Raw genomic sequence first — 24,768 nt, forward strand, 5'->3', positions numbered from 1 at the left:
GGCTCGGATCTCGGGTTGGTTCGATGGGCCGCCTCAGCTGGGCAGCCACCACGCGCGGGTCTGTGCGACGGTCGAACTCACGTCACTCAGGATACGCGAGGAGCACGCGCTCGGCGATCAGGGTGACCCAGCGGCTCGGCTGCCCCGCGGGATCGCCCAGCACGTGCGTCGCGCCGGGGTAGGCGCGGTTGACCACCCAGCGTCCGTCGACCCGGCGCCGGCTGTGCAGGACGCCCAATGCGTCGTCCATGCGCTCGTCGCGCGGAACTCCCGCTGCTGCAAGGGCATCCAGCCCGCGGAGGATGTCGAAGTGCCATCTTGCGGGGAAGTGCAGGCGCGTCAGCTCGGAGTCGATCGGCGCCCCGGTGCGCTCGCTGCGGAAGAGCCGATGGCGCAGGAGGAACTCCACCGCGGTGGACCGGGCCTGCTCGAGCTCGTCGCGGCGGTAGGCGAAGCCCGAGTGCAGGTAGGTGGTGATCCCCTCGATGACGCAGACGGTGGTGTGCACCGAGGAGTGGTGGACGGCGTCGTCGGGCTCGTGGTGCTTGCAGTTGAAGCCGCCGTCGGTCACGCGCTGGCGCAGCAGGTAGTCGACGACCGAGCGGAGGTCGTCGGCGTCGGCCCAGAACCAGCTCGCGTAGTTGAGGGCCATGCCGTTGACGCAGGCGTCGCTCGGCTCGTGCCGGGCCGACGGGTTCACCCCGCCGTCGTGGCCCTTCTCGGTGGCCAGGATGAGCTGCACGCTCTCGCGGACGGCGGGATGGGTGGGTGGGAAGGCGATCTCGCGCAGCTGCAGCAGCGTGTAGTGGCTCGAGGTCCACTTCGGCTGGTAGAAGCCGCGACCCCAGTGGCCGTCGGGGCCGCGCGCCGCAAGGAGGGTGGCGCCGAGGCCCTCGGTGGCGATGCGGCACTGTAGATCCCGGTCCTCGTGCCCCAGCAGGTCGCGCGTGGTGGAGTAGGCCACCGCGACGTCACCGCTCAGCAGCCAGTCGAGCACCTCCGACGTGGGCACGATCTCATCGTGGCAGGGCAGGAGCGGTTCTGGGGCGGACCTAGGCTGGACGCCGTGCCCGAACCGACGCCCTCCCGCGCCACCCCTGCCGCAGCCGATCCCCAGCCGGCGCGCGCCGAGCAGCCCGTCGTCACTGGGCGGCCGGCGGTCTCGGGGCAGTCGGGACCCCGGCAGGGTGGCACGCAGGCTGCCCTGGTCGAGCAGCTGGCCGCGCTCGTGGAGCTGCCCGGCGTGCGCGAGCGCGCCGACGCCGCCCGGGAGGCCTGCACCCGGCTGCGGTTCCACGAGGCGCTGCGGCGACGCATACCCGAGGCGTCGGCCGAGTCGCGGGTCCGCGGCGCCCAGGCCAGCGCGGCGCTCGACGGGGCGGAGTTCCCCGTCGACCTCGTGCGCGAGCTGATGAGCGGGGCCCGCGACTGGCCCGAGGACCTCGACCCGGGGCTGCGCACCCTCAAGGGCGCCGTCGCCGCGACGGCCGAGAGCGAGCGGGTCGCCTCACTCGTGCGCACCGCGCCGCTGCAGGCCCTGGCTCGCCTGCACGTCGCGGCCGCCGCCCCCTTCGTCGACGGGGAGGCGCTTGGGCGCCCGCGCGTCGGCGACGAGGGTTGCACCGAGCTCGTGGATCTCGGTCCGGCGCCCTCCCCGACGGTGGTGGCCGCGCGTCTCGCGTCCCTGTCCGACGTCGTCGTCGCGGCCGCGGGGAGCACCCGCGTGCCGGCGTCGGTGGTCGCCGCGCTCGTCCACGCCGAGATCGTCGCCCTCCGGCCCTTCGTGCACGGCAACGGGCTCGTGGCGCGCGCGATGGAGCGCGCCCTCGTCCAGGCCCTCGGCCTCGACCCCACCGGCGTGGCCGTCCCGGAAGCCGGCCACGTCGCGAGCGGTGGGCCGGCCTACCTGGGCGCGCTCACGGCATACGCGGAGGGTGGTTCCCGCGGGGTCGGGCTGTGGCTGACGCAGGCGGGCGACGCGCTGGTGCGCGGTGCCGTGGAGGGTGAGCGCATCAGCGACGCGGTGCGGGCCGGTCGGCTGCGGTGAGCGGGCGACGGCCGCGGCGGTTCTGAGGCGTGTCCACGTGGCTGGACAGTTTCTGGGCAGCGCGCCCCGCGGGGGGTGTCGCAAAACGGTCGCGAGGAGTAGACAGGAGCCAAGGAACCACATCGCCGAGAGGCGTAGGCCGGATCCCCTGCACGACGCAAGTCTGAGAAGACACCGAGTACCCACGCGAGAGCAGTTCACTTGGAACAGTCCACCTCCGGGCGCACAACCGGGGCGACACTACGAGAAATGCACGCCTGGTAGCACGGAGCTTCTCTGAAGGCCCCCGACCCACGGTCGGGGGCCTTCGCCTGCATTATTTCGGGTTCACAAATCGTTAAAAATCCGGTCTGGTGAGGACAAGTCGGTTTGCATTCGGAGGCCGCAAGCCTCACGATTGAAGAGGTGCTCCCCTTCGGGGTCGAGCATCGCGCGATCTGGCTCCTCCCCCCCCGGCGCCAGTCTCGTGAGGTGGCCTCCGTCTTCCCCCGGACGGGGGCCACCATTGCTTTCCCCGGCTCTCTCTTCGTGGGCCCAGGTGGCGGGCGGCCAGGTGTCCGGGTCGGGGTGTCGGCTCCCCGGTTGGTCTGGTTGTCCACACCCCCTCGGTGGGAGGGGCGGCTGTCCACCGGCCGCCGTATGCCGCTGGGCGGGCGCGGCCGGTCGCGCGAGCGTTGGCGCATGGGAGCAGTCATCGCGTTCGTGCCCGCCTCCGGGGGAGTCGGGTCCTCCACCCTCGCCGCCGCCGTCTCGGTCCGCGCGGCCGCCGCAGGCCGCTCGGTCGCGGCCGTCGACCTCGACCACTGGTCGGGCTGCCTCGACGTGATCTTCGGGCTCGAGCAGCAGCCCGGCTGGCGCTGGCCCGAGCTGGCGGAGGTCGCCGGCGTCGTCGACGGGCTCGGCCTGGCCGACGAGCTGCCGTACTCGTGCGGCGTGCCGGTGCTCTCGGGCGCCACCGGCGCCGGCTGGGCCTCCGCCGGGAAGGCCGCGGGGGAGGCGGCGGGGGAGGCCGGTGCAGGTCGGGCCTGGCTCGACACCGTCCCTGACGTCGTCGCAGGCCTGGCCGACGCCCACGCCGTGACCGTGCTCGACCTGCCCCGGGACCCGTCGGTCCTCGCCGCGGTCTCGTTGCTCGTCGACGCGGTGGTGGTCGTGATGGGCTCGCAGGTGCCGCAGCTGGCCTCGGCGTCGGCCGTCGTGTCCGGCATCCGTGGCCTGCTGCGCGGCGCCCGAGACAGTGACCGACCGTGGGACACCGAGCCGCTTCTGCCCATCGAGCCGTGGGTCGTGCTGCGCGGCAGCCGGGTGGAGCCGGACTTCCAGGACCTCGTCATCGACCAGCTCGACGTGCCGCTGGTCGCGACCGTGGCCGAGGACCGCCGCCTCATCGGCGAGGTGTCCGAAGGGCTGCCGCCAGGCGCGCGTGGCCGCGGTGACGTCGTCCGCGCTGCGGACGAGCTGCTCCTGCGCCTCACCGGGCAGGCGATCGCCGCATGAGCGCTTCGAGGAAGTGCCGGGGACAGGGCCGAGGCAACCGGCTGCACCGGATCGATGGGTGGCTGCGATGAGCCTGACACCCGCGATGTGGCAGCGAGTGCGCGAGGGCGTGGGTCCAGACGGGGACGCCGTCGCGGACGTCGCCAGCCAGGAGCGTGGCGCCCTCGGCGCCCACCGCGTCGCCGAGACCCGCTCGGCGCTCGCGGCCCGGGTGCTGGGCGCAGGGCCGCTCGACCCGTGGCTCGCCGAGCCGGGTGTCACCGACGTCGCGGTCAACGGCGACGGTCGCGTGTGGGTCGACCGCGGCCAGGGCATGGAGTGCGTCGACGAACGGCTGGACCTCGACGAGGCGCGCGGCCTCGCGGTGCGCCTCGCCGGGCTTGCCGGGCGCCGCCTCGACGAGGCGAGCCCGTGGGTCGACGGTCAGTTGCCCTCCGGCGCCCGGCTGCACGCGATGTTGCCGCCGCTCGTGGCCGGCGGCCCGCACATCACGATCCGGGTCCCGCCGAGCCGCCCGGTGTCCCTCGACGAGCTCTGCGTCAACAGCATGTTTCCGCCCGAGTGGGAGCCGGTGCTGCGCGCCGTCGTGGCCCAACGGCTCGCGTTCGTCGTCTCCGGCGGCACGGGAGCCGGCAAGACCACCCTGCTCTCGGCCCTGCTCGGCTGCATCGAGCCACTCGACCGGCTGCTGGTCGTCGAGGACGTCCGCGAGCTGAGCATCGACCACCCCCATGTGGTGCGCCTCGAGGCGCGTCCCGCCAACGTCGAGGGCGTCGGCGAGGTGACGCTGACCACCCTCGTCCGGCAGGCCCTGCGGATGCGCCCCGACCGCATCGTGGTCGGTGAGGTTCGCGGAGCCGAGGTCCGGGAGCTCCTGGCGGCCCTCAACACCGGCCATGAGGGCGGGTGCGGCACGGTCCATGCCAACGCACCGGACGACGTGCTGGCGCGCTTCGAGGCGCTCGGGGCGCTGGCCGGCATGGCGCCCGAGGCGGTGCGGGCGCAGGTGGCCGCCGCGGTGGACCTCGTGGTGCACGTGGCCCGCGGCGCGCGGGTGCGCCGGGTGGCCTCGGTGGCGGCAATCGTGCGCCGCGGTGGAGCGCCGCAGGTCGTCTGTGCCCTGCACTGGGAGGGGCCGGGGCACCTGCCGCAGGTGGGCCCGGGCTGGCCCGAGCTGTCCGCACGACTGGGTCTCGCCCCCGATCTCCTGGGCCGCCCGCGCGTGGTGGAGGCGTCATGAACATCCCCGGCTCCGCGGTGCTGGCGGCACTGCTGCTCGCCACCGCCGTCCTGCTCTGGCCGCGGCGACGCCCGGGGTCCTTCGCCTTCGCCGGCCCGGCACCGCACGCCACCGCCGGGCAGATGGCACGGTCGGGCGCCGACTCGGGGGACACCCGCAGTCTGTGGCAGGAGGATCCCGTCGAGCTCTTCCGACGATGGCGGCTGCGTCGCCGGCCGGGCGTGCTGGTGGATGACGTGCTCGAGCTGCTGCGCGGCATCGGGCCGGCGCTCGAGGCGGGCCTGACGCCCGCCCGCGCCATCGAGCTGTCGGCGACCTCCACCTTGGGAGCTGACCGCGTCGCACGCGGCCGCGAGGCGGTGGGCAGCTCCCGCGGGCGCAGGCGGGCACGTGGTGAGCGGCCCGCAGGGCCGCCGACGGCAGACATCGACCGACTCGTCGGGGCGCTCCTCGAGGGAAGCCACCGCGGCGAGCCGACGTCCCAGGTGTGGACCGAGTGGGCTCGGCGCAGCGCCTCGGCCGAGCTGGCCCTCGTCGCGGCCGCCTGGCGCCTCTCCGAGACGACGGGCGCTCCACTGGCCTCTGCGGTGCAACGCGCCGTGCGTGGACTCCTGGACGCGCGGGCCCGGCGGGGCAAGGTCGCCGTCGCGGTCGCCGGTCCCCGGGCCACCGTCACCGTGCTGACCCTGCTGCCCCTCTCCGGTCCGCTGTTCGGGCTCGCCTGCGGCGTGGGTCCTTCGCGGCTCTACCTCGGGTCACCCGTCGCCACCGCGTGCGCCGTCGGCGGCCTCGTCCTGGTGTGGACCGGGCGCGTGTGGTGCTCGCGCATGGTGCGTGGGGCGGTGACCCCGTGACCCGCGGCGGCGAGATGGTGCTGCTGGGCGAGGTCCACCTCCCCGAGGTCGTCGCTGCGCTGCTCGCCGCCGTGGCCGTCCTCGTGCTGCTGGGCGGGCCCGAGCGGTCCGGGGCAGGAGCAACCGGCGCTCGCAGACCTGAGGGCTGCCCTGACACCTCACCCCGAGCCACCCCTCGCTCCAAGCTCCGTCGCGTGTTCCGCCGCGGACGCACCGGCAAGCTCCCGGCCTCCGAGTCCGAGGTGTCGTCGGCGCTCGCACTGCTCGCCCTGGCCTACCGCTCCGGACTGCCCACCTGGGACGTCCTCGACGCGGTCGCTGACGGAGTCGGTGGTCCGGTGGCCGCCGACCTGCAGCAGGTCGCGAACGCCTTGCGGTGGGGTGCCGGCGAGGCCGAGGCCTGGGCGTCCGTAGGGCCTGCGTGGGCGCCTGCCTCTCGGGCGGTCGCGATCGCGCACCAGGCCGGCGTCCCACCCGGCTCGATGCTGTTGGCAGCCGCCGACGACCTGCGCACCGCCGAGCTCGAGCGGCTCGAGGTGTCCGCCGCGAAGGTCGGGGTGCGCCTCGTCGCGCCCCTCGGGCTCGTCCTGCTACCCGCGTTCTGCCTCACCACCGTCGCACCCCTCGTCATCGCCTTGGCCGGCGACCTGCTCCAGGGATGACCCGACGAGCCGTGTCGTGACTGTCCGGCGCTCGCGACGAGCTGCCGACACCACCAGACGTCCCGGGCACGCCGCCCGGACCGAGAGAAGGAGAATCCATGACCCACCGACTGAGCCGACGGCTCAACCGTCTTCGTGGCCGCCAGAGTGGGAGAAGACGACTCGCAGACGCTGGCATGACGACCGCCGAGTATGCCGTCGGCATCATGGCCGCCTGCACGTTCGCCCTCGTCCTGCTCGGCGTCGTGAAGTCCGATGCCGTGCGTGGGGCGCTGGGCGGCATCGTCCAGAGCGCACTGGGGCTCGCCGGGTGAGTCCCCGTCGAGGCTGGCTCCGCGCCCGTGGGGACCGCGGGATGGTGACGGCCGAGCTGGCCGTCGCCATCCCGTCCGTCGTCCTCGTCCTGGCCCTGTGCCTCGTCGGTGTGCGGGCCGGCATCGACCAGATCCGCTGTGTCGACGCAGCCTCGCTCGCGAGTCGCGCGGCCGCCCGCGGGGACGATCCGGCGAAGGTGGCCGCCCTGGCCCGTGAGGCGGCGCCCGACGGCGCGCGAGTGCAGGTGGGCGGCTCCGGCGGGCAGGTCCGGGTCACGGTCACGGCGCGGACCGGAGGATGGGGTGCTCTTCCGGGTTGGGACCTCACCGCGTCGGCCGTCACGCCGGTGGAGGCCGCTCCATGAATCTCCTTTCTCGCCAGAGGGCGAGGGGCCTAGAGGGGGGTGCGGCCACGGTCCTGGTCGTGTCGGTGGTCGGATTGGTGCTCGTGCTCACTCTCGCCGGCCTCGTGCTGGCATCGGTCGTCCTCGCCAGCCACCGTGCCCGACTGGCAGTCGACCTGGGGTCGCTGGCCGGTGCCGCCGCCATCCAGGACGGTCTTTCCCCCGCATCCGCCTGCGCCGTCGCCCAACGCGTCTCCGGTGCGAACGGTGCCGCGGCACAGGGTTGCTCGGTCAGCGGAGAGACTCTCGACCTCCGCGTCGCAGTGCGTGCAGCTCTGTGGCCGGAGCCCGCGTCTGCGCATGGCCGTGCGGGTCCGCAGCGATGACGCGGCGCGCACCGGTCAGCGGCTGTGCCAGGCGTCGGGTGCGGCTAGCAGCTGCCGCACTCGGTCCGGCAGGGTGCCGGTCCTGAGGTCGTCGAGCGACGTGTCGTCGAGCACCTCCCGGAGGCTAGCGCGTACCGCCACCCAGAGACTGGGCAGGTGGGCGGCGACACCCTGGTACTCCGTCTCGTGCGGGCGCAGGCCGCGGACCTCGGCCAGCGGGCCGTCCACGGCCCGGAAGACGTCGCCGACGCTGATCGCGGAGCTGGGCCGGCCGAGGACATAGCCGCCGCGTGACCCGCGCCGACTCATGACGAGCTCGGCGCGGCGCAGGTCGGCGAAGATCGCCTCGAGGAACTTGCGTGGCAGCTCCTGCCGCGTTGCGAGGGCATCGATGCTGACGGGCCCGGAGGCCTCGGCGTCCGCCTGCGCGAGGATGAGCATGGCGCGGACCGCGTAGTCGACCCGTGCCGAGATGTCCACTCCGGCAGTCTGCCGCACGGCGACGAAACCCATCGCATCACCTCCGCGCCGACGAGGAGCGACGTCGAGCCCGTCCCGAGTCGAGTGGGCACTTTCCGACGGAAAGTGCCCACTCGACTTTGGGGGAGGGGCTGGGCATGGACGTGGCCAGTCGGTGTCGGAAAGTGCCCACTCGACTTGGGGAGGCGGGGAGGGCCTGGTCGGTGTCGGAAAGTGCCCACTCGACTTGGGGGAGGGACGGGTCAGATGGCAAGGGCGGGGTCGATGTCGACGACGCTCGAGCGGCCGACCGCGCGCGCGTGGACCGTCTCGCCCTCGCGCAGGTGCAGCTGCGCGGCCTCCCGACGGGTGATCTGCGCGGCGAAGCGCTCTCCCGAGTCGGCGCGGAGGTCGACGCGCACCTCGAACCCCAGCGGAACCACCCGCTCGACGACGGCGGGCACCACGCCGGGGGAGTCGGTCACCTCGGCGTCCAGCGCCAGGGCGGTGGCGCGGTCGCGCTCGAGCGCGATGTCGTGCGGTCGCACCAGCTGGCCGCCCAGTCGGGCCACCGACCCGAGGAAGCCCATGACGAAGTCGTTGGCGGGCCGTTCGTAGAGCGTGACCGGGTCGCCGACCTGCTCGATGCGGCCCTTGGCGAGGACCGCGATCCGGTCGGCGACGTCGAGCGCCTCCTCCTGGTCGTGGGTGACGAGCACCGTGGTGACGTGGACCTCGTCGTGCAGCCGGCGCAGCCACTGCCGCAGGTCGGTCCGCACCTTCGCGTCCAGCGCACCGAAGGGCTCGTCGAGCAGCAGCACCTGCGGGTCGACCGCCAGCGCCCGGGCCAGCGCCATCCGCTGCCGCTGCCCACCGGAGAGCTGGGCGGGGTAGCGGCGGGCGAAGCCGTCGAGCCCGACGATCTCGAGGAGGTCGCTGACCTTGCGCTCGATCTCCTTCTTGGGCCGCTTGCGGATGGTCAGGCCGAACGCGACGTTGTCGCGCACTGTGAGGTGCTTGAACGCCGCGTAGTGCTGGAAGACGAAGCCGATGCCCCGCCGCTGCGGCGGTTCGCCCGTCACGTCACGCCCGTCGATCGTCACGCTCCCGGAGTCGAGGGTCTCGAGGCCGGCGATCGAGCGCAGCAGCGTGGACTTGCCCGAGCCGCTCGGCCCGAGCAGCGCCGTCAGGGAGCCGCGCGCGATGTCGATGCTGACGTCGTCGAGGGCGGCGAAGCTGCCGTAGCTCTTGCGGGCGTGCGTCACGGTGATCATCGGTGGCTCCTCTTGCGGTCGAGCACGGTCATGAGCAGCAGCACGACGAGGGCGATGCCCATGAGGAGGGTCGCGGCGGCATACGCGCCGTAGGTGTTGTGGTCGTCGATGTAGCGCGAGTGCACGAGCAGCGTCAGCGTCTGCGACACACCGGGGAAGCCGGAGCTGACCATGATCACGGCCCCGAACTCGCCGAGCGCCCGCGCCACGGTCAGCACGACGCCGTAGGTCAGCCCCCACCGGATCGCCGGCAGCGTGATGCGCCAGAAGGTCTGCCATCCGGTGGCGCCGAGCGTTGAGGCGGCCTGCTCCTGCTCGGTCCCGATCTCGTGGAGCACCGGCTCGACCTCGCGCACGACGAACGGCAGGGTGACGAAGATCGTCGCGAGCACCATGCCGGGCAGCCCGAAGATGACGTGGAAGCCGGACCGGTCGAGCGCGCCGAACCACCCGCCGGCGCCCCACAGGAGGATGAGGGCGACACCGACGACGATCGGCGAGACGGCGAACGGCAGGTCGACGACGGCCTGCAGCAGCCCACGCCCCCGGAACCGGCCGCGGACCAGCGCCAGGGCCGTCGCGACCCCGAAGACGACGTTCAGCGGCACGGTGATCGCCACGATGAGCAGCGAGAGGTTGATCGCCGAGCGCGCCGCAGGGGTCGAGACGGACTCGACGAACGCTGAGAGGCCGGGCTCGAAGGTCCGCCAGAGGATCACCGTGACGGGCACGGCCACGAGCACGAAGAGGTAGCCGAGGGCGACCGCCCGCAACGAGAGGCGGGTGGCCCGCGAGACCCTCACGCCGCACGCTCCTGGCGCCGCTGGGCGCGCCCCGAGACGACGCGCAGCGCGAAGAGCGTCACGAACGCGATCGCGAGCAGGGCCACCGACACCGCCGCCGCCGCCTGGGGGCTGTCGGTCTCGATCTGCTGCTGGATGTACTGCGATGCCACCTGCGTCTGGCGCGGGATGTTGCCGCCGATGAGCACGACGGAGCCGTACTCGCCGATGGCGCGGGCGAAGGACAGGCCCGCACCCCCGAGGACGGCCGGCGCCAGGGTCGGCAGCACGATGCGCCGGAACGTCGTCCAGCTCGAGGCACCGAGTGAGGCGGCGGCCTCCTCGACCTCTCTGTCCGCCTCGAGCAGTACCGGCTGGACCGAGCGCACGACGAACGGCAGCGTCACGAAGAGCAGCGCGACGATCAGCCCCCACCGGGTCGCGTTGAGCTCGATGCCGACGGGGCTCTCGGATCCGTAGAGCGAGAGCAGCACGATGCTCGCCACGATGGTCGGCAGGGCGAACGGCAGGTCGATGAGCGCGTTGACGACGCCTTTGCCCCGGAAGTCGTCGCGCACGAGCACCCAGGCGACGAGCGTCCCGAGGACCGCGTTCACCGCCGCTACCACCGCCGACACGAGCACGGTCACCCCCAGCGCCGCCAGGGCCGCCGGCTCCGTCACCGCCTCCCAAAGCCCGGACAGGCCGTCCCCGAACGCGGCCACGGTGAGCGCCGCGAGCGGCAGCAGCACGATGACGCTGAGCCACAGGGTGACCAGCCCGACGCCGAGCGGCCGCCGCGCCCGTCTCGCCGACCCCCACGCCTTCGACCTGTCGCCCGACCGATGGCGTATGCCGTCCGCCCCGGTCGCGCCGGTACGCGCCCCTCCCGTGTGGTCCGCACGCGTCGACGCCGGGGGGTGCTGGGTGCCGACGCGGCTCTGACGGGGGCCGGTCTCGACGGTGACGGCGTCCTCGACGGTCACTGGGTCGCCTGCTCGTAGATCTTGGCGATGTCGCCGACATCCTTCTTGAACAGCGTGCTGTCGACGCTCTTCCAGCCGCCGAGGTCCGCGATGGTCCACAGCTTGGCCGGGGCCGGGAACGTCGAGGCGAACTGCTTCGCGACGGCCTCGTCGACCGGGCGGAAACCCGCCCGGGCCAGCAGCGTCTGCGCCTCTGTGGAGTAGAGGAAGTCGTCGAACGCCGTGGCCGTCGCGAGGTTCTTGCTGCCCTTGAGCACGGCCGCTGGGTTCTCGATCTTGAAGGTCGCCGGTGGGGTGACGTGCTGGACCGGGTCGCCCTGGCGTTCGATGAACAGCGCCTCGTTCTCGTAGCTGAGCAGCGCGTCGCCGGTGCCCTGCAGGAAGGTCTCGGTCGCCTCGCGGCCCGACTTCGGCTGCACCTTGACGTGGTCCTTGACGAGCGCCGAGATGTACGAGAGGCCGGCCGCCTTGTCGGCGCCGCCGTCGCTCTTGGCGGCGTACGGCGCGAGGAGGTTCCACTTCGCCGAACCCGACGAGAAGGGGTTGGGCGTGACGACCTCGATGCCTGGCTTGAGCAGGTCGCCCCAGTCCTTGATGCCCTTCGGGTTGCCCTTGCGCACGACGATGGTCACGACCGAGCCGAACGGGATCCCCTTGTGCGCGTTGGCGTTCCAGCTCGGGTCGACGAGGCCGGCGTCGACCAGGCGCGTGACGTCGGGCTCGACCGAGAAGTTGACGAAGTCGGCCTGCGCGCCGGCGGCGACCTTGCGGCTCTGGTCGCCGGAGGCGCCGTAGCTCTGCCGGAACTGCACCCCCTTGCCCGCCGCCGTCCTCTGGAAGGCGGGGATGACGGCGTCGAAGCCGACCTTCGGGACGGCGTACGCGTAGAGGTTGATGGTGCTCGTCGCGGCACCTGCACCGCCGGCGGGGCCGTCGGCCGCCGCGACGGTGTCGCTGGCGCCACCGCCCGCGCAGGCCGTCAGGCCGAGGGCGGTGGCGACGGCGACAGCGGCGAGCGTGAGGCGGGGGTGACGCATGGTGGGCTCCTGGAAAGTGGAGGGCGCAAGCAGCGGGAGGGGGCAGTGACCGGGGTGACCGCATTCCCACTCGGGTGAGGGGAGTTTTGAATAGCATGTAGTTACCGGTCAAATAACGCGAGATTATGTCTCAGAGTGTGAGCGACCCAGCGCGCCGGAGCCGGAGGTTCAGTCGCCGCGAGACAGCGAGCGCACGCGGAGCACCGCACTCATCGCCGAGCCCGTCCCGGCCTCGTCGGCAGGGTCGCCGCTCACGGTGACCCGGGCGCCCGGCTCCGCATCGACCGACCAGCCCGGAGGCAGCAGCAGCTCCCACGTCGTGCCGTCGTCGGCGTCCAGGAACAGGGGCTGCGCCCCGGTGTCGCCCCGTCGCAGGGTGCCCCGCGCGACCACGGTGACGGGCGCGCGCTGGGCAGACAGCGCCGCCCGACGCAGCCGCTCGAGCCCGTCCGGCCCGGAGGGGGCGGCGCCCCCGCCGCGGCCACCGCCGGGGTGACCGTGCCGCTCCGGACCTGCGGGGCCGCGCCGGCCGGTCATGCCGGCGTCGCCTTCGCGGCGGGTGCGGCGGGAGCCGCACCCGCACACCGCAGCACGAGGTCGAGCAGGGCCACGGCGCCCGCCTTGTCGAGCGGCTCGTTGCCATTGCCGCACTTCGGCGACTGGATGCACGACGGGCAGCCGGTCGCGCACTCGCACGAGGCGATGGCGTCCCGCGTCGCGCCCAGCCAGGCGCGGACCCGGCGGTAGCCCCGCTCGGCGAAGCCCGCACCGCCCGGGTGGCCGTCGTAGATGAGGATCGTCGGCAGGCCGGTGTCAGGGTGCAGCGCGGTCGAGACCCCGCCGATGTCCCAGCGGTCCGCGGTGGCGAAGAGCGGCAGCATCCCGATCGCCGCGTGCTCGGCCGCGTGCGCAGCGCCGGGTATGCCGTCCTCCGCCACCCCGGCCGCCGCGAGCTCCTCGACGGGCATCGTCCACCAGACGGCCTTGGTGGCGAGCGAGCGCGGCGGCAGGTCGAGGGGGTGCTCGCCGAGCACCTCCCCGCCGGGAAGTCGCCGGAGGAAGGAGGTCACCTGGTTGCGCACGGTCACGTGGCCGAAGGAGCAGCGCAGCGGCCCCCAGTCCTCGTGCTCGACCTCGTGCACGATCTGGAAGTCGCTGACCGACTGCGCCTGCGTGGTCCAGCCGGGATCACCCCGGACCGCGAAGGCGGCGTGGTCGTCGAGGTCCAGCTCGGTCACAACCCACGTCTGGCCCTGGTGCAGGTGCACCGCGCCGGTGTGCACCTGCGAGTGGGCGGCGGCGTCGTCGACCGTGCCGACGACCCGCCCGGTGCGGGTCTCGATGATGCGCACCGGCTCGCCCGCGCCGCGCAGCGACAGGTGGTCGGCGGGCCGGTCCTCACGCCCCCAGAACCAGCCCCGGGGCCGCTTCTTGAGTATGCCGCGGGCCACCAGCGCGTCGAGCAGCACGCGGGTCTGCGCCCCGAAGATCGCCACGTCCGCCTCGGTGACGGGCAGCTCGGCGGCGGCCGCCGCGAGGTGCGGCGCGAGCACGTGCGGGTTCTCGGGGTCCACGACCGTCGCCTCGATGCCGCGGCCGAAGATCGCCTCGGGGTGGTGCACGACGAAGGTGTCGAGCGGGTCGTCGGCGGCGACCAACACCGCCAGCGACCGCGACCCCGACCGCCCGGCCCGGCCCGCCTGCTGCCACAGCGACGACAGCGTGCCAGGCCAGCCGGCCAGCAGCACCGCGTCGAGCCCGCTCACGTCCACTCCGAGCTCGAGCGCGTTGGTCGCCGCCAGTCCGAGCACCTCCTTGGCCCGCAGCGACTGCTCGAGCTCCCGCCGCTCCTCCGGCAGGTAGCCGCCGCGGTAGGCCGCGACCCGGCCCTCGTCGGTCACCGGCACCCGCTCCTTGGCGATGCGTGCGACCACCTCGACGCCGGCGCGCGACCGGGCGAAGGCGACCGTCTGCACCTGCTCGCGCACGCACCCGGCGAGCAGCTCGCCCGTCTCGGTGATGGTGCTGACGCGCTGCGGTTGCCCCGTCTCGTCGACGAGCAGCGGCGGCTCCCAGAGGGCGAAGGTCATCGACGCGCGAGGGGAGCCGTCCTGCGTCACCGGCGTCACCGGCATACCCAGGAGCCGTGAGGCGTGCTCCTCCGGCTCGGCGACGGTCGCGGACGCGAAGACGAAGGTCGGCTCCGAGCGGTAGCGGGCGGCGACCCGCCGCAGCCGCCGCAGCACCGCGGCCATGTGCGCCCCGAAGACGCCCTTGTAGACGTGGCACTCGTCGACGACGACGTAGCGCAGCGCCCGCAGGAACGAGCTCCACCGCTCGTGCCCGGGCAACAGGGAGTGGTGCAGCAGGTCCGGGTTGGTCAGCACGAGGTTGGCGTGGTCGCGGATCCAGCGCCGCTCGTCGGTCGGGGTGTCGCCGTCGTAGGTGGCCGGCCGCACCGAGGGCAGCGCCAGCCGGTCGATGCGGCTCAGCTGGTCGGCGGCCAGCGCCTTGGTGGGGGAGAGGTAGAGCGCCGTCGCGCCCCGGCCGTTGGGCGCGCCGGCGCCCGCGGCCAGGTCGGTGAGGATCGGCAGGTGGTAGCCGAGGCTCTTGCCCGACGCCGTGCCGGTGCTGACGACGACATGCCGCCCCGCGTGCGCGGCCTCGGCGACCTCCACCTGGTGCGACCACGGTGCCTCGATGCCCGAGGCGAGCAGGGCGCCGAGCAGCGTCGGGTCGACCCATCCGGGCCAGTCGGCGTGGACGGCCGCGCGGGCCGGGACCTCGTGGACGTGCACCAGGCGCTCGGGGCGGTCGCCGACGAGCGTGCGCAGCAGGTCCTCCGGCACGGTTCGCATGGGCGTGGGCTCCCCGTTCATGTGGAGCAACCGTATGTCGTCGGGGTACGGTTACCGACGAGCGGGGGCATGTTACTCCGCTGTCAGCCATGCAGGTGGAATCGTGGTTCGTGCAGTTCGCGGGGCACTGCCGGACCACAAATCGAAGCCACGTGCAGTCGTAACCATCTAGCCAGTGTGGGCACAGGAAGGGGCACAGGTGGATCTCTCGATCACCCGAGCCGACCATGGCGACCAGACCGTGGTGCACCTCGGCGGCGAGATCGACGTCTACACCGCGCCGGTCGTGCGCGAGAAGCTGGACGAGCAGATCCAGGCCGGTCGCACCCAGCTCGTCGTCGACCTCACCGACGTCACCTTCCTCGACTCCACCGGGCTCGGGGTGCTCGTGGGCCGGCTCAAGCTGACCCGCACCCGCGGCGGCTCCATGCGCCTCGTCGGCAAGGACGACCGGGTGCTCAAGGTCTTCTCCATCACCGGGCTCGACAAGGTCTTCGAGATCCACCCCGACCTCGAGTCGGCGCTCGCCGCCGGCCATGCGTCCGGCTCCAACGGCTCGGGCGAGGGGTTCTGAGCGACACGCCCGTCGTCGACGAGCGGCTCCTCGCGCTGCTGCGCGCGGACCTCACGGCGGCCGCGTTCACCGTCGACGGCGTCGCCGACCGGCTCGGCACCGTGGCCTCGGCCGCGCTGCACCGTGAGCAGCCGCTGCCGGCGCTTCTTGCCACCGACCCGTCAGGTGGCCCGTCGGCCGCCCGCCAGGACGCCTGTGGGGTGCTCATCCGGCTCTTCACGCTCGGCCGTCCCGTCGGCGCCGCAGCCCTCGCCGACGCCCTGCCCACGCTCGGCGTCGAGGGAGCGGTCGCGCTTGGTCTGGTGCGCCTCGAGGGCGGCCCGGCGGGCTTCGCCGCCGCCGGTGCGCCCCGCGACCGCACCGCGGTGGGCACCTGCGACCTGCGCCCCTACGGCGACGACGCCCACGACTGGTGGGTCGCCTCCGACCTGTCCGAGCTGGCGGTCGGCGGCCCGCTCCGCGCCGACCACGTGCTCGGCATCGGCGGGGCGTCGACCACCCTCGCGTCGTGGACCGTCCGTCGCAGCGTCGACCGGGCCCTCGACCTCGGCACCGGGTGCGGTGTGCAGGCCCTGCACCTGACCGGCCACGCGCGCTCCATCGTGGGCACCGACATCTCCCGGCGGGCGCTGGCGTATGCCGCCTTCAACCTCGCGCTGGCCGCCACCGACCAGCCGGGAGCGGTGCCGCCGGTCGACCTCCTCGCGGGGGACCTTCTCGATCCCGTGGCCGGGCAGCGCTTCTCGCTCGTCGTCAGCAACCCGCCCTTCGTCATCACGCCTCGCGACGACGACCTCACCCTCTACGAGTACCGCGACGGCGGCCGCTCCGGCGACACGCTCGTCCGGTCGCTCGTGCGGCAGGTCGGCTCGGTGCTCGAGCCCGGCGGCATCGCGCAGTTCCTCGGCAACTGGGAGGTCCCGGCCGGCCGCACCTGGCGCGAGGTCTGGTCCGAGTGGCTCGACGAGCAGGCCGCCGAGGGGGTGGCCCTCGACGCGTGGGTCGTGCAGCGCGAATCGCAGGACCCGGCCGAGTACGCCGAGCTGTGGGCCCGCGACGGCGGCGCCCAGCCCGGCAGCGAGGCCCACTCGAGGATGTATGCCGCGTGGCTGCGCGACTTCGCCGCGCGGGACGTCGAGCGTGTCGGCTTCGGCGTGGTGACCCTCCAGCGACCGGCGACCGACCGCGGCCCGTGGCGCTCGCTGGACGAGGTGTACGGCCCCGTCGCGGCGCCCATGGGGCCGACGATCGATGCATGCCTTCGCGCCCGCACGTGGCTGGCGGAGCACGACGACGACGAGGTCCTCCACGTCGCCTGGTCGTGCGCCGTCGACGTCACGGAGGAGCGCCACGGGCGTCCGGGCGCCGAGGATCCGAGCGTCATCCTCGTGCGGCAGGGCGGAGGGCTGGGACGGGTCGTGCGCGCCGGGACGCTGCTCGCCGCATACCTCGGCGTCGCCGACGGGGAGCTGACGGCGCGGGCCGCCCTCGACGCCATCGCGACCCTGCTGGACCTCGACCCCGCAGAGGTGCGCCGCGAGCTCGTGCCGCAGCTGCGCGACCTGGTTGCCGACGGCCTCCTCGTCTGAGAGTCGCCGCTCGAGCGAGCCGGCTGATAACGGCCGCCGCCCGGACGTCACAGCGTGCGCGGGAGCTGCCGTCTCGGCCGCTGGGCGTGGAGGTTGCCGCGCAGCCACCGCGTGCCGATACTGGCTTCGGCGCCGCCGGGCGCCCGTCTCGCGGGGGCAGGACGAAGAGCACGGGCGCGGCTGGGGATGGCAGGGGGGACAGGGGATGGTCGACGGGGTGCAACGCGGCCGTCGTGCCCACCTGCCCGAGGACGCCACGCCGTACGCCAGTTCCTACGTCGACGTCGGCGCCCGCGTCGCGTGGCTGCTGCGGATCAGCCGGCTGCTCTCCCCGCACCCGGGCACCTCGTCGCTGGCAGACTTCGCGCGCCGGCTCGCCGCGTTGGGGCTGCGGGCCGACCCGGCCCGCATCAGCCAGTGGGAGACCGCCGCGACCGCGCCGTCGGCCGAGGTCCTCACGGCGTACGAGGTGGCGCTCGGGCTGGCGCCGGGCCAGCTGCTCGCCGTCTGCGAAGGGCTCGGTCACTCGGTGCTGTCGAGCCACCGCCAATGGGTCACGCCGGGCACACCCGCCGGGGGTGGTCAGCGTCGGCTCGACGAGGCCTACGAGCGCATCGTCGACGGTGAGGGCAGCGGAGGCGACTGGCTCGGCTTCTCGGGGCTGCTGACCGCTCCGCAGCCGGCGCTCGTGCCCGGGCGGATCGTCCAGGACCTGACCAACCGGCTCGTCGACGAGATGACCCGGTCGGTGGGCATCGCCTACGTCACCCGTTTCGAGTCGCTGTGCCGGATGGCGGCGGCCCCGACCACCGCGGCCTCCGTCGTGCGCGGCGTGACGGCGTTCGTCCGGGCCGACGGCGCGCAGTCGATCCTCGACGCGATGACCGTCTACGGCGAGATCCCCCACGCGCAGGTGGTGGCGAGCCTGGTGAGGACCGCGAGCGCCGACGGCTCCCGGCTCCGGCTCGGAGCCGTCCACGCCCTGCTCAACATGGTGCTCCTCGGCACGCTGCCCGAACCGACGGTGCCGATGGTCGAGACCCTCGCCGTGCGCCTGCTCGACCCCAGGGGTGATGTGCCCGGGCAGCACCTCGGTCGCCTGCTGGCCGAGCGCCTCCGGGAGGACTCCCGACGGCGGGTGGGCCGCCGCAGCGGTGTGCCGGTCGGCACGCCCGCAGCCCCCTCCCGCCGCGGGCTGGGACTGCCGCCGGCGATGGGCATCTACGTGCAGGCGGCTGAGCGCGCGAGCGGCGTCGTCGCAGACCCGATGCTGGCCCGGCTGCTCCACGAACTGCTGGCCGGCGACTTCGTCGAGCGCCAGCACCAGGCAGCGCTCATGCTGCTGGCCAGCCCCTACCGGCAGGTGCTGGCCGACACGGCGCTGCTCGTCGCCGCCGACACCGATCGCGAGTCGGCGGCCGAGGCGGTGCACATGCTGACCTATCTCGCCTCCGCCGAGCACGTCCCCGCCCTGCGACGCCTGCTCCTGACGGTGGAGGTGCCGCTGCGCGGAGGAGTGCTGCGGGCCCTGGCCCACGCCGACGACGGGGCGCTGCACGGCATACGCCCCCTGCCGGCGGCAGGCGAGGACGGTGAGAACGCGGTCGGCGAAGGCGCGGTCGGCGAAGGCGCGCCCGACTCCGTCCCGCGCGCCTCCACCCTGCCCGTCCTCGCGGACCTCACCGCCGCGGGCATCGACGACGCCGCGGTCCTTTACGCGGCAGGGATGACGGGGCATGCGGGGCTGCGAGACCTCTTGGAGTCGCCCCTCGAGTCCAACGACCGCCGCCTGGCCGCCCGGTGGTGGCGCGACCACGGCCCCGCGGTGCGGTCCTGAGGGCGACGAACTGTCGAAAACCACTTGTGAGTGAGTGCTCACTCATTCACAATGAGCGGGTGCCCACCCCCCTGCAGGACTCGTCCGGCGCCCGCGCCACCGCACGGCGCGCGGCCCCGATGGATCCCGACGACCGGCGCGACGCCCTCATCGAGGTCTTCGTGCGGCTTGCCCACCGCGAGGGCCGCAAGCCCACGACGAGCGAGATCGCCCAGGAGGCCGGGGTGGCCGAGGGCACGATCTTCCGCGTCTTCCCGACCAAGGAGGTCCTCGAGAAGGAGGCCGTCCAGGCGGCCTTCTGCCCGGCGCCCGTGAGCCGGCGCATCGCCGCCATCGACCCGCAGGGCTCCCTGCGCGACCGGCTCGTCGACTTCGCCCGCATCATGCAACAGCGCTTCACCGAGGTGTTCGGCCTCATGGGGGCCCTCGGCCTGACCGAGCCGCCGCGGCGCGGCCCCCACCAGGCCTGCTACGAGGCCGGGCGCCACCTGCGCGGCCACGCCGACGAGGAGGAGGACGGCGCGGCCCACCAGCCGCTGCTCGACGCCATCCACGAGCTGCTCGTCCACGACGAGGGCCACCTCGTCGTGCCGGGGGCCGACGTCGTCCATCGCATCCGGCTGCTCACCTTCTCCGGCAGCCACCCCGGCATCGCCGACGGTCGCACACTCACTCCCGAGGAGATCGTCGACACCGTCCTATTCGGGGTGGTGTGCCGTCCGCGCGGCCAGGAGGTCAGCAGCGGGCTGTCGATCGCCGCGCTGCACGAGCGGCTCGGCGGCGACCCACGCCACCTCACCGACGCGTGGGACGGCCGGCCGTGACAAACCGGTTGACCCTCACCCGACGTCAGTCCCCAGCGTTCCCTCGGGACCCGCGCACCACCGCCACGACCACGCACCGAAAGGCACCCTCATGCTGATCCGACTGCTCCGCAGTCACCTGGCCCCCTATCGGGGCCAGATCGTGCTCATCGTGCTGGCGCAGCTGGTCAGCACGATGTCCTCGCTCTACCTGCCCAGCCTCAACGGCGAGATCATCGACCAGGGCGTGGCCAAGGGCGACACCGGCTTCATCCTCAGCCACGGCGCGCTCATGCTGGCGGTCAGCGTGGTCCAGATCGCCGCCGCCGTCAGCGCCACCTACCTCGCGGCCAAGGTCGCCATGGGCATGGGCCGCGACGTGCGCGGCAACGTCTTCGGCACCGTCGTCGGCTTCTCGGCCCAGGAGGTGACGCGCTTCGGCGCCCCCACCCTCATCTCCCGCAACACCAACGACGTCACGCAGGTGCAGATGGTCGTCTTCATGGCCTTCTCGCTGCTCGTGACGACCCCGATCATGATGGTCGGCGGCATCATCATGGCGCTGCGCGAGGACGTCGGCCTCTCGTGGCTGGTGGCGGTCGCCGTGCCGCTGCTCGGCCTCTTCGTCGGCCTCGTCATCTCGCGGATGCTCCCGTGGTTCGGTCGCATGCAGACCTCGCTCGACGGGGTCAACCGGGTGCTGCGTGAGCAGATCACCGGCATCCGCGTGGTGCGGGCCTTCGTGCGGGAGGAGCACGAGGAGGCGCGCTTCGCCGAGGCCAACGGCCTGCTCACCGACGCCGGCCTGCACGTCGGGCGCCTCATGGCGCTCGTCTTCCCGATCGTCATGTTCATCTTCAACGTCTCCACGGTCGCGGTCATGTGGTTCGGCGCGCACCGCATCGCCACCGGTGACATGCAGATCGGCGAGCTGACGGCGTTCCTGTCCTACCTCGTGCAGATCCTCATGGCGGTCATGATGGCGACCTTCATGGCCACGATGATCCCGCGTGCCTCGGTGTCGGCCACCCGCCTGCAGCAGGTGCTCGACACCGACTCGTCGGTCGTCGAGTCGGTGCAGCCGCTGACCCTGCCGACCGCCGCGGCCGGCGTCGAGATGGTCGGCGTCGACTTCCACTACCCGGGTGCCGAGGCCGCCGTCCTGCACGACGTCAGCTTCCGCGCCGAGCCGGGCCGCACCACAGCGATCATCGGCTCGACCGGGTCGGGCAAGACCACCCTGCTCGGGCTCGTGCCGCGGCTCTTCGACGCCTCGACGGGCAAGGTCCGCGTCGGTGGTGTCGACGTGCGCGACCTCGCGCTCGACGACCTCTGGAGCAAGATCGGTCTCGTCCCGCAGAAGCCGTACCTCTTCACCGGGACCGTCGCGAGCAACCTGCGCTACGGCAACCCGGAGGCCACCGACGACGAGCTGTGGGACGCCCTGCGCATCGCCCAGGCCCGCGACTTCGTCGAGGCCATGGGCGGCCTCGAGGCGCCGGTCGCCCAGGGCGGCACCAACGTCTCCGGCGGCCAGCGCCAGCGCCTCGCCATCGCCCGGGCGATCGTCAAGCGGCCCGACATCTACCTGTTCGACGACTCGTTCTCGGCCCTCGACCTGTCGACCGACGCGCGGCTGCGCCGGGCCCTGCGCCCGGCGACCGCCCGCAGCACGGTCGTCATCGTCGCCCAGCGTGTCTCGACGATCGTCGACGCCGACCTGATCATCGTCCTCGAGGACGGGCGCATCGTCGGCCAGGGCACCCACGACCAGCTCCTCGACTCCTGTGAGACCTACCGGGAGATCGTCGAGTCCCAGCGCAGCGCGGAGGAGGCGGCCTGATGGCCGAGGGAGTCAAGACGGCCGAGGAGAAGGCCGCAGAGAGCCGCCGGGGCCCGGCCCGCCGCGGTGGGCCGCCGCACATGGCGATGGGCCAGCCGGGCGAGAAGTCGCTCAACTTCGGCCCGTCGGCCAAGCGCCTCCTGGGACGGTTGCGCCCCCACCGGGTCAAGGTCACCGTCGTCCTGGCGCTTGCCGTCGTCAGCGTGGTGCTGAGCTCGGTCGGGCCCAAGATCCTCGGCCGGGCCACCGACATCATCTTCTCCGGTGTCGTCGGCCAGACCGTCAAGGCGCCGCCCGGCACCACCAAGGAGCAGGTGGTCGAGGCCATGCGGGCGCGAGGGATGTCGACCTACGCCGACCTGCTCTCCAACGTCGACTTCGTGCCGGGCCGGGGCATCGACTTCGACGCCCTCGCCCACGTGCTGCTGCTCGTCGTCGGGCTCTTCGTCTTCGCGTCGCTGTTCATGTGGATCCAGGGCTGGATCCTGCAGGGCGTCCTCCAGCGCACGATGTACGACCTGCGCCAGGAGGTCGAGGCCAAGCTCAACCGCCTCCCTCTGCCGTACTTCGACAAGCAGCCCCGAGGCGAGGTGCTGAGCAGGGTCACCAACGACATCGACAACGTCGGCCAGTCGCTGCAGCAGACCCTCTCGCAGCTGCTCAACTCGCTGTTGACGGTCGTTGCCGTGCTCATCCTGATGTTCTCGATCTCGTGGGTGCTGGCGCTCATCGCACTCGTGACGATCCCCGTCTCGGTGGTCGTCACCGGCCTGATCGCCAAGCGCTCGCAGAAGCTCTTCGTCCAGCAGTGGCGCAACACCGGCGAGCTCAACGGCATCGTCGAGGAGACCTTCACCGGCCACGGCCTCGTCAAGGTCTACGGCCGCCAGAAGGAGACCGAGGCGCACTTCAGGCGCAAGAACGACGAGCTGTTCGAGGCCTCGTTCGGCGCCCAGTTCATCAGCGGCATCATCATGCCGGTGATGATGTTCGTCGGGAACCTCAACTACGTCGTCATCGCCGTCGTCGGCGGCCTGCGGGTCGCCTCGGGCAGCATGAGCCTCGGTGACGTGCAGGCGTTCATCCAGTACTCCCGCCAGTTCACCCAGCCGCTGACGCAGGTCGCCTCCATGGCCAACGTGCTGCAGTCTGGCGTGGCCTCCGCCGAGCGCGTCTTCGAGGTGCTCGACGCCGAGGAGCAGCAGCCCGACGCCGCGTCGCCGGCGCGCATCGAGGACGCCCACGGCGCCGTCACGTTCGAGGACGTCGCGTTCTCGTACACGCCCGAGAAGCCGCTCATCGAGGACCTCGAACTGTCCGTGCAGCCGGGCCAGACGGTCGCGATCGTCGGGCCGACGGGCGCCGGCAAGACGACCCTCGTCAACCTCATCATGCGGTTCTACGAGCTCGACGGCGGCCGCATCACCCTCGACGGGGTCGACATCCGCGACCTGACGCGCCACGACTTGCGCTCGCGCATCGGCATGGTGCTGCAGGACACCTGGCTCTTCGGCGGCACGATCCGCGACAACATCGCCTACGGCCGGCCCGGCGCCACCGACGAGGAGGTCGTGGCAGCAGCCAGGGCCACGTTCGTCGACCGCTTCGTGCACTCGCTGCCCGACGGCTACGACACCGTGCTCGACGACGAGGCGTCCAACATCTCGGCCGGCGAGAAGCAGCTCGTCACGATCGCGCGCGCGTTCCTCTCCGACCCGTCGCTGCTCATCCTCGACGAGGCGACGAGCTCGGTCGACACGCGCACCGAGCTGCTCGTGCAGAAGGCCATGGCCGCGCTGCGGTCCGACCGCACGAGCTTCGTCATCGCGCACCGGCTCTCGACCATCCGTGACGCCGACCTCATCCTCGTCATGGAGGAGGGCCGCATCGTCGAGAAGGGCACCCACGCCGAGCTGCTCGCCGCCGGCGGCGCCTATGCGACCCTGTATGCCGCCCAGTTCGCAGGTGCCGCAGCCGACCTCGACGAGGGGGCGGGCGCTCCTGCCGCGGCGGACGGCATACCCGAGCTGGCGGGCGTGGGGGCGGCGACCCCCGGTCCCACCGGCGGCCCCGGCGTGCCGGCGCCCGACAACGCCGTCCCGTCGGACGTCACCGCCGACTGACACCCCGCCGCACCGGACCTTTCACAGGGGACGACCGGCCGGAACCAACCCGCAACTGAGCGCCTGAGGGCACGAAAGGCGGTTCGTTCCGGCCGGTCGACCCGTCCCGAGGCGTCGGAGGGGTCAGGGCTCGAGCAGGACGGCGCCCGGTCCGCGCTCCGCGAGCCGGTCGTCGGGGTTGTTGAGGGCGCAGGTGGTCAGGCTCAGGCAGCCGCACCCGATGCACGAGTCGAGCTGGTCGCGCAGCCGTTCCAGGCGGCCGATCTGCTCGTCGAGCCGGCCACGCCACGCGCGCGACAGCCGGGCCCAGTCACGCGCCGTCGGGGTGCGCTCCTCAGGCAGTCCGGCGAGGGCGGCGCCGATCTCCTCGAGCGTCAGCCCCACCCGCTGGGCCGCCCGGATGAAGGCGATGCGGCGGATCGTGGCCCGTTCGTAGCGGCGCTGGTTGCCGGCCGTGCGCACCGAGCGGATGAGCCCGAGCTCCTCCCAGTAGCGCAGCGCCGACGGTGCCGCGCCGGTGCGCGCGGCGACCTGCCCGATCGTCAGCGCGCTCATCTACGCGATCCTGGCCTCGGGCAGCCTCCGCGCGATCTCGTCGACCGTCTCGTCGGGGGTCTGCTGCGAGCTGTCGAGCCACAGCCCGATGTGGGGCGTCTCGGTGCGCACCTTGTGGTCGAAGTCGCGGATCGACCACAGGTCGCCGTAGCCGACCTTGGTGCGCTCGGCCTCGCGCTGCATGACGGTGCCGACGTCGGGCGCGAGCATGACGAGACTGAGCGGCCGGCTGCCCACCTGCTCGAGGAAGGGCGCCAGGGTGGCCCCGACGAAGAGGTCCTGCACGACGACGGTGAAGCCGGCCTGGGCGTAGGTGTCGGCGGTGCGGGCCGTGATGCGGTGGCGCAGGGCGAGCTGGCGCTCGGCCTCCGGGTCACCGTGCGGTGACATGTCCACCCGTCCGCGCACCACGACGCGGCGGAACTCGTCACCGCGCAGGTGCACGGCCCGGGTGAAGCGTTCGGCGAGCAGCTGCGAGACCGTCGACTTGCCCGCGGCCATGACCCCCGTCACGACGATGACCTGCGGCACGTCGAGCGGCGCGTCGGCGCCGCGGGGGAGGGGTCGCTCGCTCACGAGGCACACCCTAGGTGGCGGGTGGTGCAGCCGCCAGAGCTGACGTGTGCCGACAGCCCACCGGGCCGAGGGCGTATGCCGTGTGCCGCGGTCCCCGTGCACGGGCGCGGTGGGTGCCCACCCGGCGC

Annotated in this window: 24 protein-coding genes; 14 read left to right on the top strand and 10 right to left on the bottom strand. The window is 73.1% G+C overall.

Going from position 1 to position 24,768, the window contains the following annotated elements; all coding sequences use genetic code 11:
* Positions 1-82 precede the first annotated feature (82 nt).
* On the bottom strand, positions 83-1,012 hold the full coding sequence (locus AB0316_RS13325) for a hypothetical protein (RefSeq protein WP_366273498.1): 930 nt from the start codon (positions 1,010-1,012) through the stop codon (positions 83-85).
* A 54-nt stretch (positions 1,013-1,066) separates the two neighbouring features.
* On the opposite strand from AB0316_RS13325, the gene AB0316_RS13330 reads away from it, so the two are divergent.
* The 8 genes from AB0316_RS13330 to AB0316_RS13365 all read left to right on the top strand — a co-directional run bounded on the left by AB0316_RS13330 (position 1,067) and on the right by AB0316_RS13365 (position 7,344).
* Positions 1,067-2,047, top strand: coding sequence for a hypothetical protein (locus AB0316_RS13330; RefSeq protein ID WP_366273499.1), 981 nt, complete (start codon positions 1,067-1,069; stop codon positions 2,045-2,047).
* 681 nt (positions 2,048-2,728) lie between these two features.
* Entirely contained in the window at positions 2,729-3,544 is an 816-nt protein-coding gene (locus AB0316_RS13335; protein ID WP_366273500.1) for a hypothetical protein, read from the top strand.
* 67 nt (positions 3,545-3,611) lie between these two features.
* A complete protein-coding gene (locus AB0316_RS13340) occupies positions 3,612-4,784 on the top strand; it encodes a TadA family conjugal transfer-associated ATPase (protein WP_366273501.1) in 1,173 nt (390 codons plus the stop codon).
* The gene (locus AB0316_RS13345) at positions 4,781-5,638 is read left to right on the top strand and encodes a hypothetical protein (protein ID WP_366273502.1); all 858 of its coding nucleotides are present in this window, start codon (positions 4,781-4,783) and stop codon (positions 5,636-5,638) included. Before AB0316_RS13340 ends, AB0316_RS13345 begins: the two co-directional genes overlap by 4 nt.
* Positions 5,635-6,300 (top strand): type II secretion system F family protein, encoded by a 666-nt coding sequence (locus AB0316_RS13350; protein ID WP_366273503.1) that lies wholly within the window; start codon positions 5,635-5,637, stop codon positions 6,298-6,300. Before AB0316_RS13345 ends, AB0316_RS13350 begins: the two co-directional genes overlap by 4 nt.
* A gap of 98 nt (positions 6,301-6,398) precedes the next feature.
* On the top strand, positions 6,399-6,614 hold the full coding sequence (locus tag AB0316_RS13355; protein ID WP_366273504.1) for a DUF4244 domain-containing protein: 216 nt from the start codon (positions 6,399-6,401) through the stop codon (positions 6,612-6,614).
* Positions 6,611-6,979 (top strand): TadE family type IV pilus minor pilin, encoded by a 369-nt coding sequence (locus AB0316_RS13360; RefSeq protein WP_366273505.1) that lies wholly within the window; start codon positions 6,611-6,613, stop codon positions 6,977-6,979. The genes AB0316_RS13355 and AB0316_RS13360 overlap by 4 nt, the downstream gene beginning before the upstream one ends.
* Positions 6,976-7,344, top strand: a complete 369-nt coding sequence (locus AB0316_RS13365; RefSeq protein WP_366273506.1) for an Rv3654c family TadE-like protein — start codon at positions 6,976-6,978, stop codon at positions 7,342-7,344. Before AB0316_RS13360 ends, AB0316_RS13365 begins: the two co-directional genes overlap by 4 nt.
* 15 nt (positions 7,345-7,359) lie before the next feature.
* Here the strand turns inward: AB0316_RS13365 and AB0316_RS13370 are convergent, their stop codons facing one another.
* From AB0316_RS13370 to AB0316_RS13400, 7 genes are all read right to left on the bottom strand, one after another.
* Positions 7,360-7,824 carry an Rrf2 family transcriptional regulator gene (locus tag AB0316_RS13370; RefSeq protein WP_366273507.1) on the bottom strand — a complete coding sequence of 155 codons (465 nt, stop codon included), beginning with the start codon at positions 7,822-7,824 and terminating at the stop codon, positions 7,360-7,362.
* Between the two features lie 242 nt (positions 7,825-8,066).
* Entirely contained in the window at positions 8,067-9,077 is a 1,011-nt protein-coding gene (locus tag AB0316_RS13375; protein WP_366273508.1) for a TOBE-like domain-containing protein, read from the bottom strand.
* A complete protein-coding gene (gene cysW / locus AB0316_RS13380) occupies positions 9,074-9,880 on the bottom strand; it encodes a sulfate ABC transporter permease subunit CysW (protein WP_366273509.1) in 807 nt (268 codons plus the stop codon). The genes AB0316_RS13375 and cysW overlap by 4 nt, the downstream gene beginning before the upstream one ends.
* Entirely contained in the window at positions 9,877-10,845 is a 969-nt protein-coding gene (cysT, locus tag AB0316_RS13385) for a sulfate ABC transporter permease subunit CysT (protein ID WP_366273510.1), read from the bottom strand. The genes cysW and cysT overlap by 4 nt, the downstream gene beginning before the upstream one ends.
* Positions 10,842-11,882: a sulfate ABC transporter substrate-binding protein gene (locus tag AB0316_RS13390; RefSeq protein WP_366273511.1), complete on the bottom strand. Its 1,041-nt coding sequence runs from the start codon at positions 11,880-11,882 to the stop codon at positions 10,842-10,844. The genes cysT and AB0316_RS13390 overlap by 4 nt, the downstream gene beginning before the upstream one ends.
* Before the next feature lie 168 nt (positions 11,883-12,050).
* Positions 12,051-12,419 (bottom strand): hypothetical protein, encoded by a 369-nt coding sequence (locus AB0316_RS13395; RefSeq protein ID WP_366273512.1) that lies wholly within the window; start codon positions 12,417-12,419, stop codon positions 12,051-12,053.
* The gene (locus AB0316_RS13400; protein WP_366273513.1) at positions 12,416-14,761 is read right to left on the bottom strand and encodes a DEAD/DEAH box helicase; all 2,346 of its coding nucleotides are present in this window, start codon (positions 14,759-14,761) and stop codon (positions 12,416-12,418) included. Before AB0316_RS13400 ends, AB0316_RS13395 begins: the two co-directional genes overlap by 4 nt.
* 178 nt (positions 14,762-14,939) lie before the next feature.
* Between AB0316_RS13400 and AB0316_RS13405 the strand changes: the two genes are divergently transcribed.
* From AB0316_RS13405 to AB0316_RS13430, 6 genes are all read left to right on the top strand, one after another.
* Positions 14,940-15,314, top strand: coding sequence for an anti-sigma factor antagonist (locus tag AB0316_RS13405; RefSeq protein ID WP_366273759.1), 375 nt, complete (start codon positions 14,940-14,942; stop codon positions 15,312-15,314).
* The gene (locus AB0316_RS13410; protein ID WP_366273760.1) at positions 15,311-16,903 is read left to right on the top strand and encodes a methyltransferase; all 1,593 of its coding nucleotides are present in this window, start codon (positions 15,311-15,313) and stop codon (positions 16,901-16,903) included. Before AB0316_RS13405 ends, AB0316_RS13410 begins: the two co-directional genes overlap by 4 nt.
* 217 nt (positions 16,904-17,120) lie before the next feature.
* The gene (locus AB0316_RS13415; RefSeq protein ID WP_366273514.1) at positions 17,121-18,740 is read left to right on the top strand and encodes a hypothetical protein; all 1,620 of its coding nucleotides are present in this window, start codon (positions 17,121-17,123) and stop codon (positions 18,738-18,740) included.
* A gap of 59 nt (positions 18,741-18,799) precedes the next feature.
* Entirely contained in the window at positions 18,800-19,564 is a 765-nt protein-coding gene (locus AB0316_RS13420) for a TetR/AcrR family transcriptional regulator (protein ID WP_366273515.1), read from the top strand.
* A gap of 91 nt (positions 19,565-19,655) precedes the next feature.
* Positions 19,656-21,386, top strand: a complete 1,731-nt coding sequence (locus AB0316_RS13425; RefSeq protein WP_366273516.1) for an ABC transporter ATP-binding protein — start codon at positions 19,656-19,658, stop codon at positions 21,384-21,386.
* A complete protein-coding gene (locus AB0316_RS13430; RefSeq protein WP_366273517.1) occupies positions 21,386-23,509 on the top strand; it encodes an ABC transporter ATP-binding protein in 2,124 nt (707 codons plus the stop codon). Before AB0316_RS13425 ends, AB0316_RS13430 begins: the two co-directional genes overlap by 1 nt.
* Before the next feature lie 123 nt (positions 23,510-23,632).
* Here AB0316_RS13430 and soxR read toward each other — a convergent pair whose 3' ends face one another.
* Together soxR and AB0316_RS13440 are read right to left on the bottom strand one after the other, a co-directional pair.
* Positions 23,633-24,064: a redox-sensitive transcriptional activator SoxR gene (gene soxR, locus AB0316_RS13435; RefSeq protein ID WP_366273518.1), complete on the bottom strand. Its 432-nt coding sequence runs from the start codon at positions 24,062-24,064 to the stop codon at positions 23,633-23,635.
* Complete coding sequence (locus AB0316_RS13440) at positions 24,065-24,640, bottom strand: AAA family ATPase (protein ID WP_366273519.1); 576 nt, start codon at positions 24,638-24,640, stop codon at positions 24,065-24,067. It lies immediately after the preceding gene.
* Positions 24,641-24,768: the final 128 nt, after the last annotated feature.

The organism is Terrabacter sp. NPDC080008, from assembly GCF_040702505.1.
Classification (GTDB): domain Bacteria; phylum Actinomycetota; class Actinomycetes; order Actinomycetales; family Dermatophilaceae; genus Terrabacter.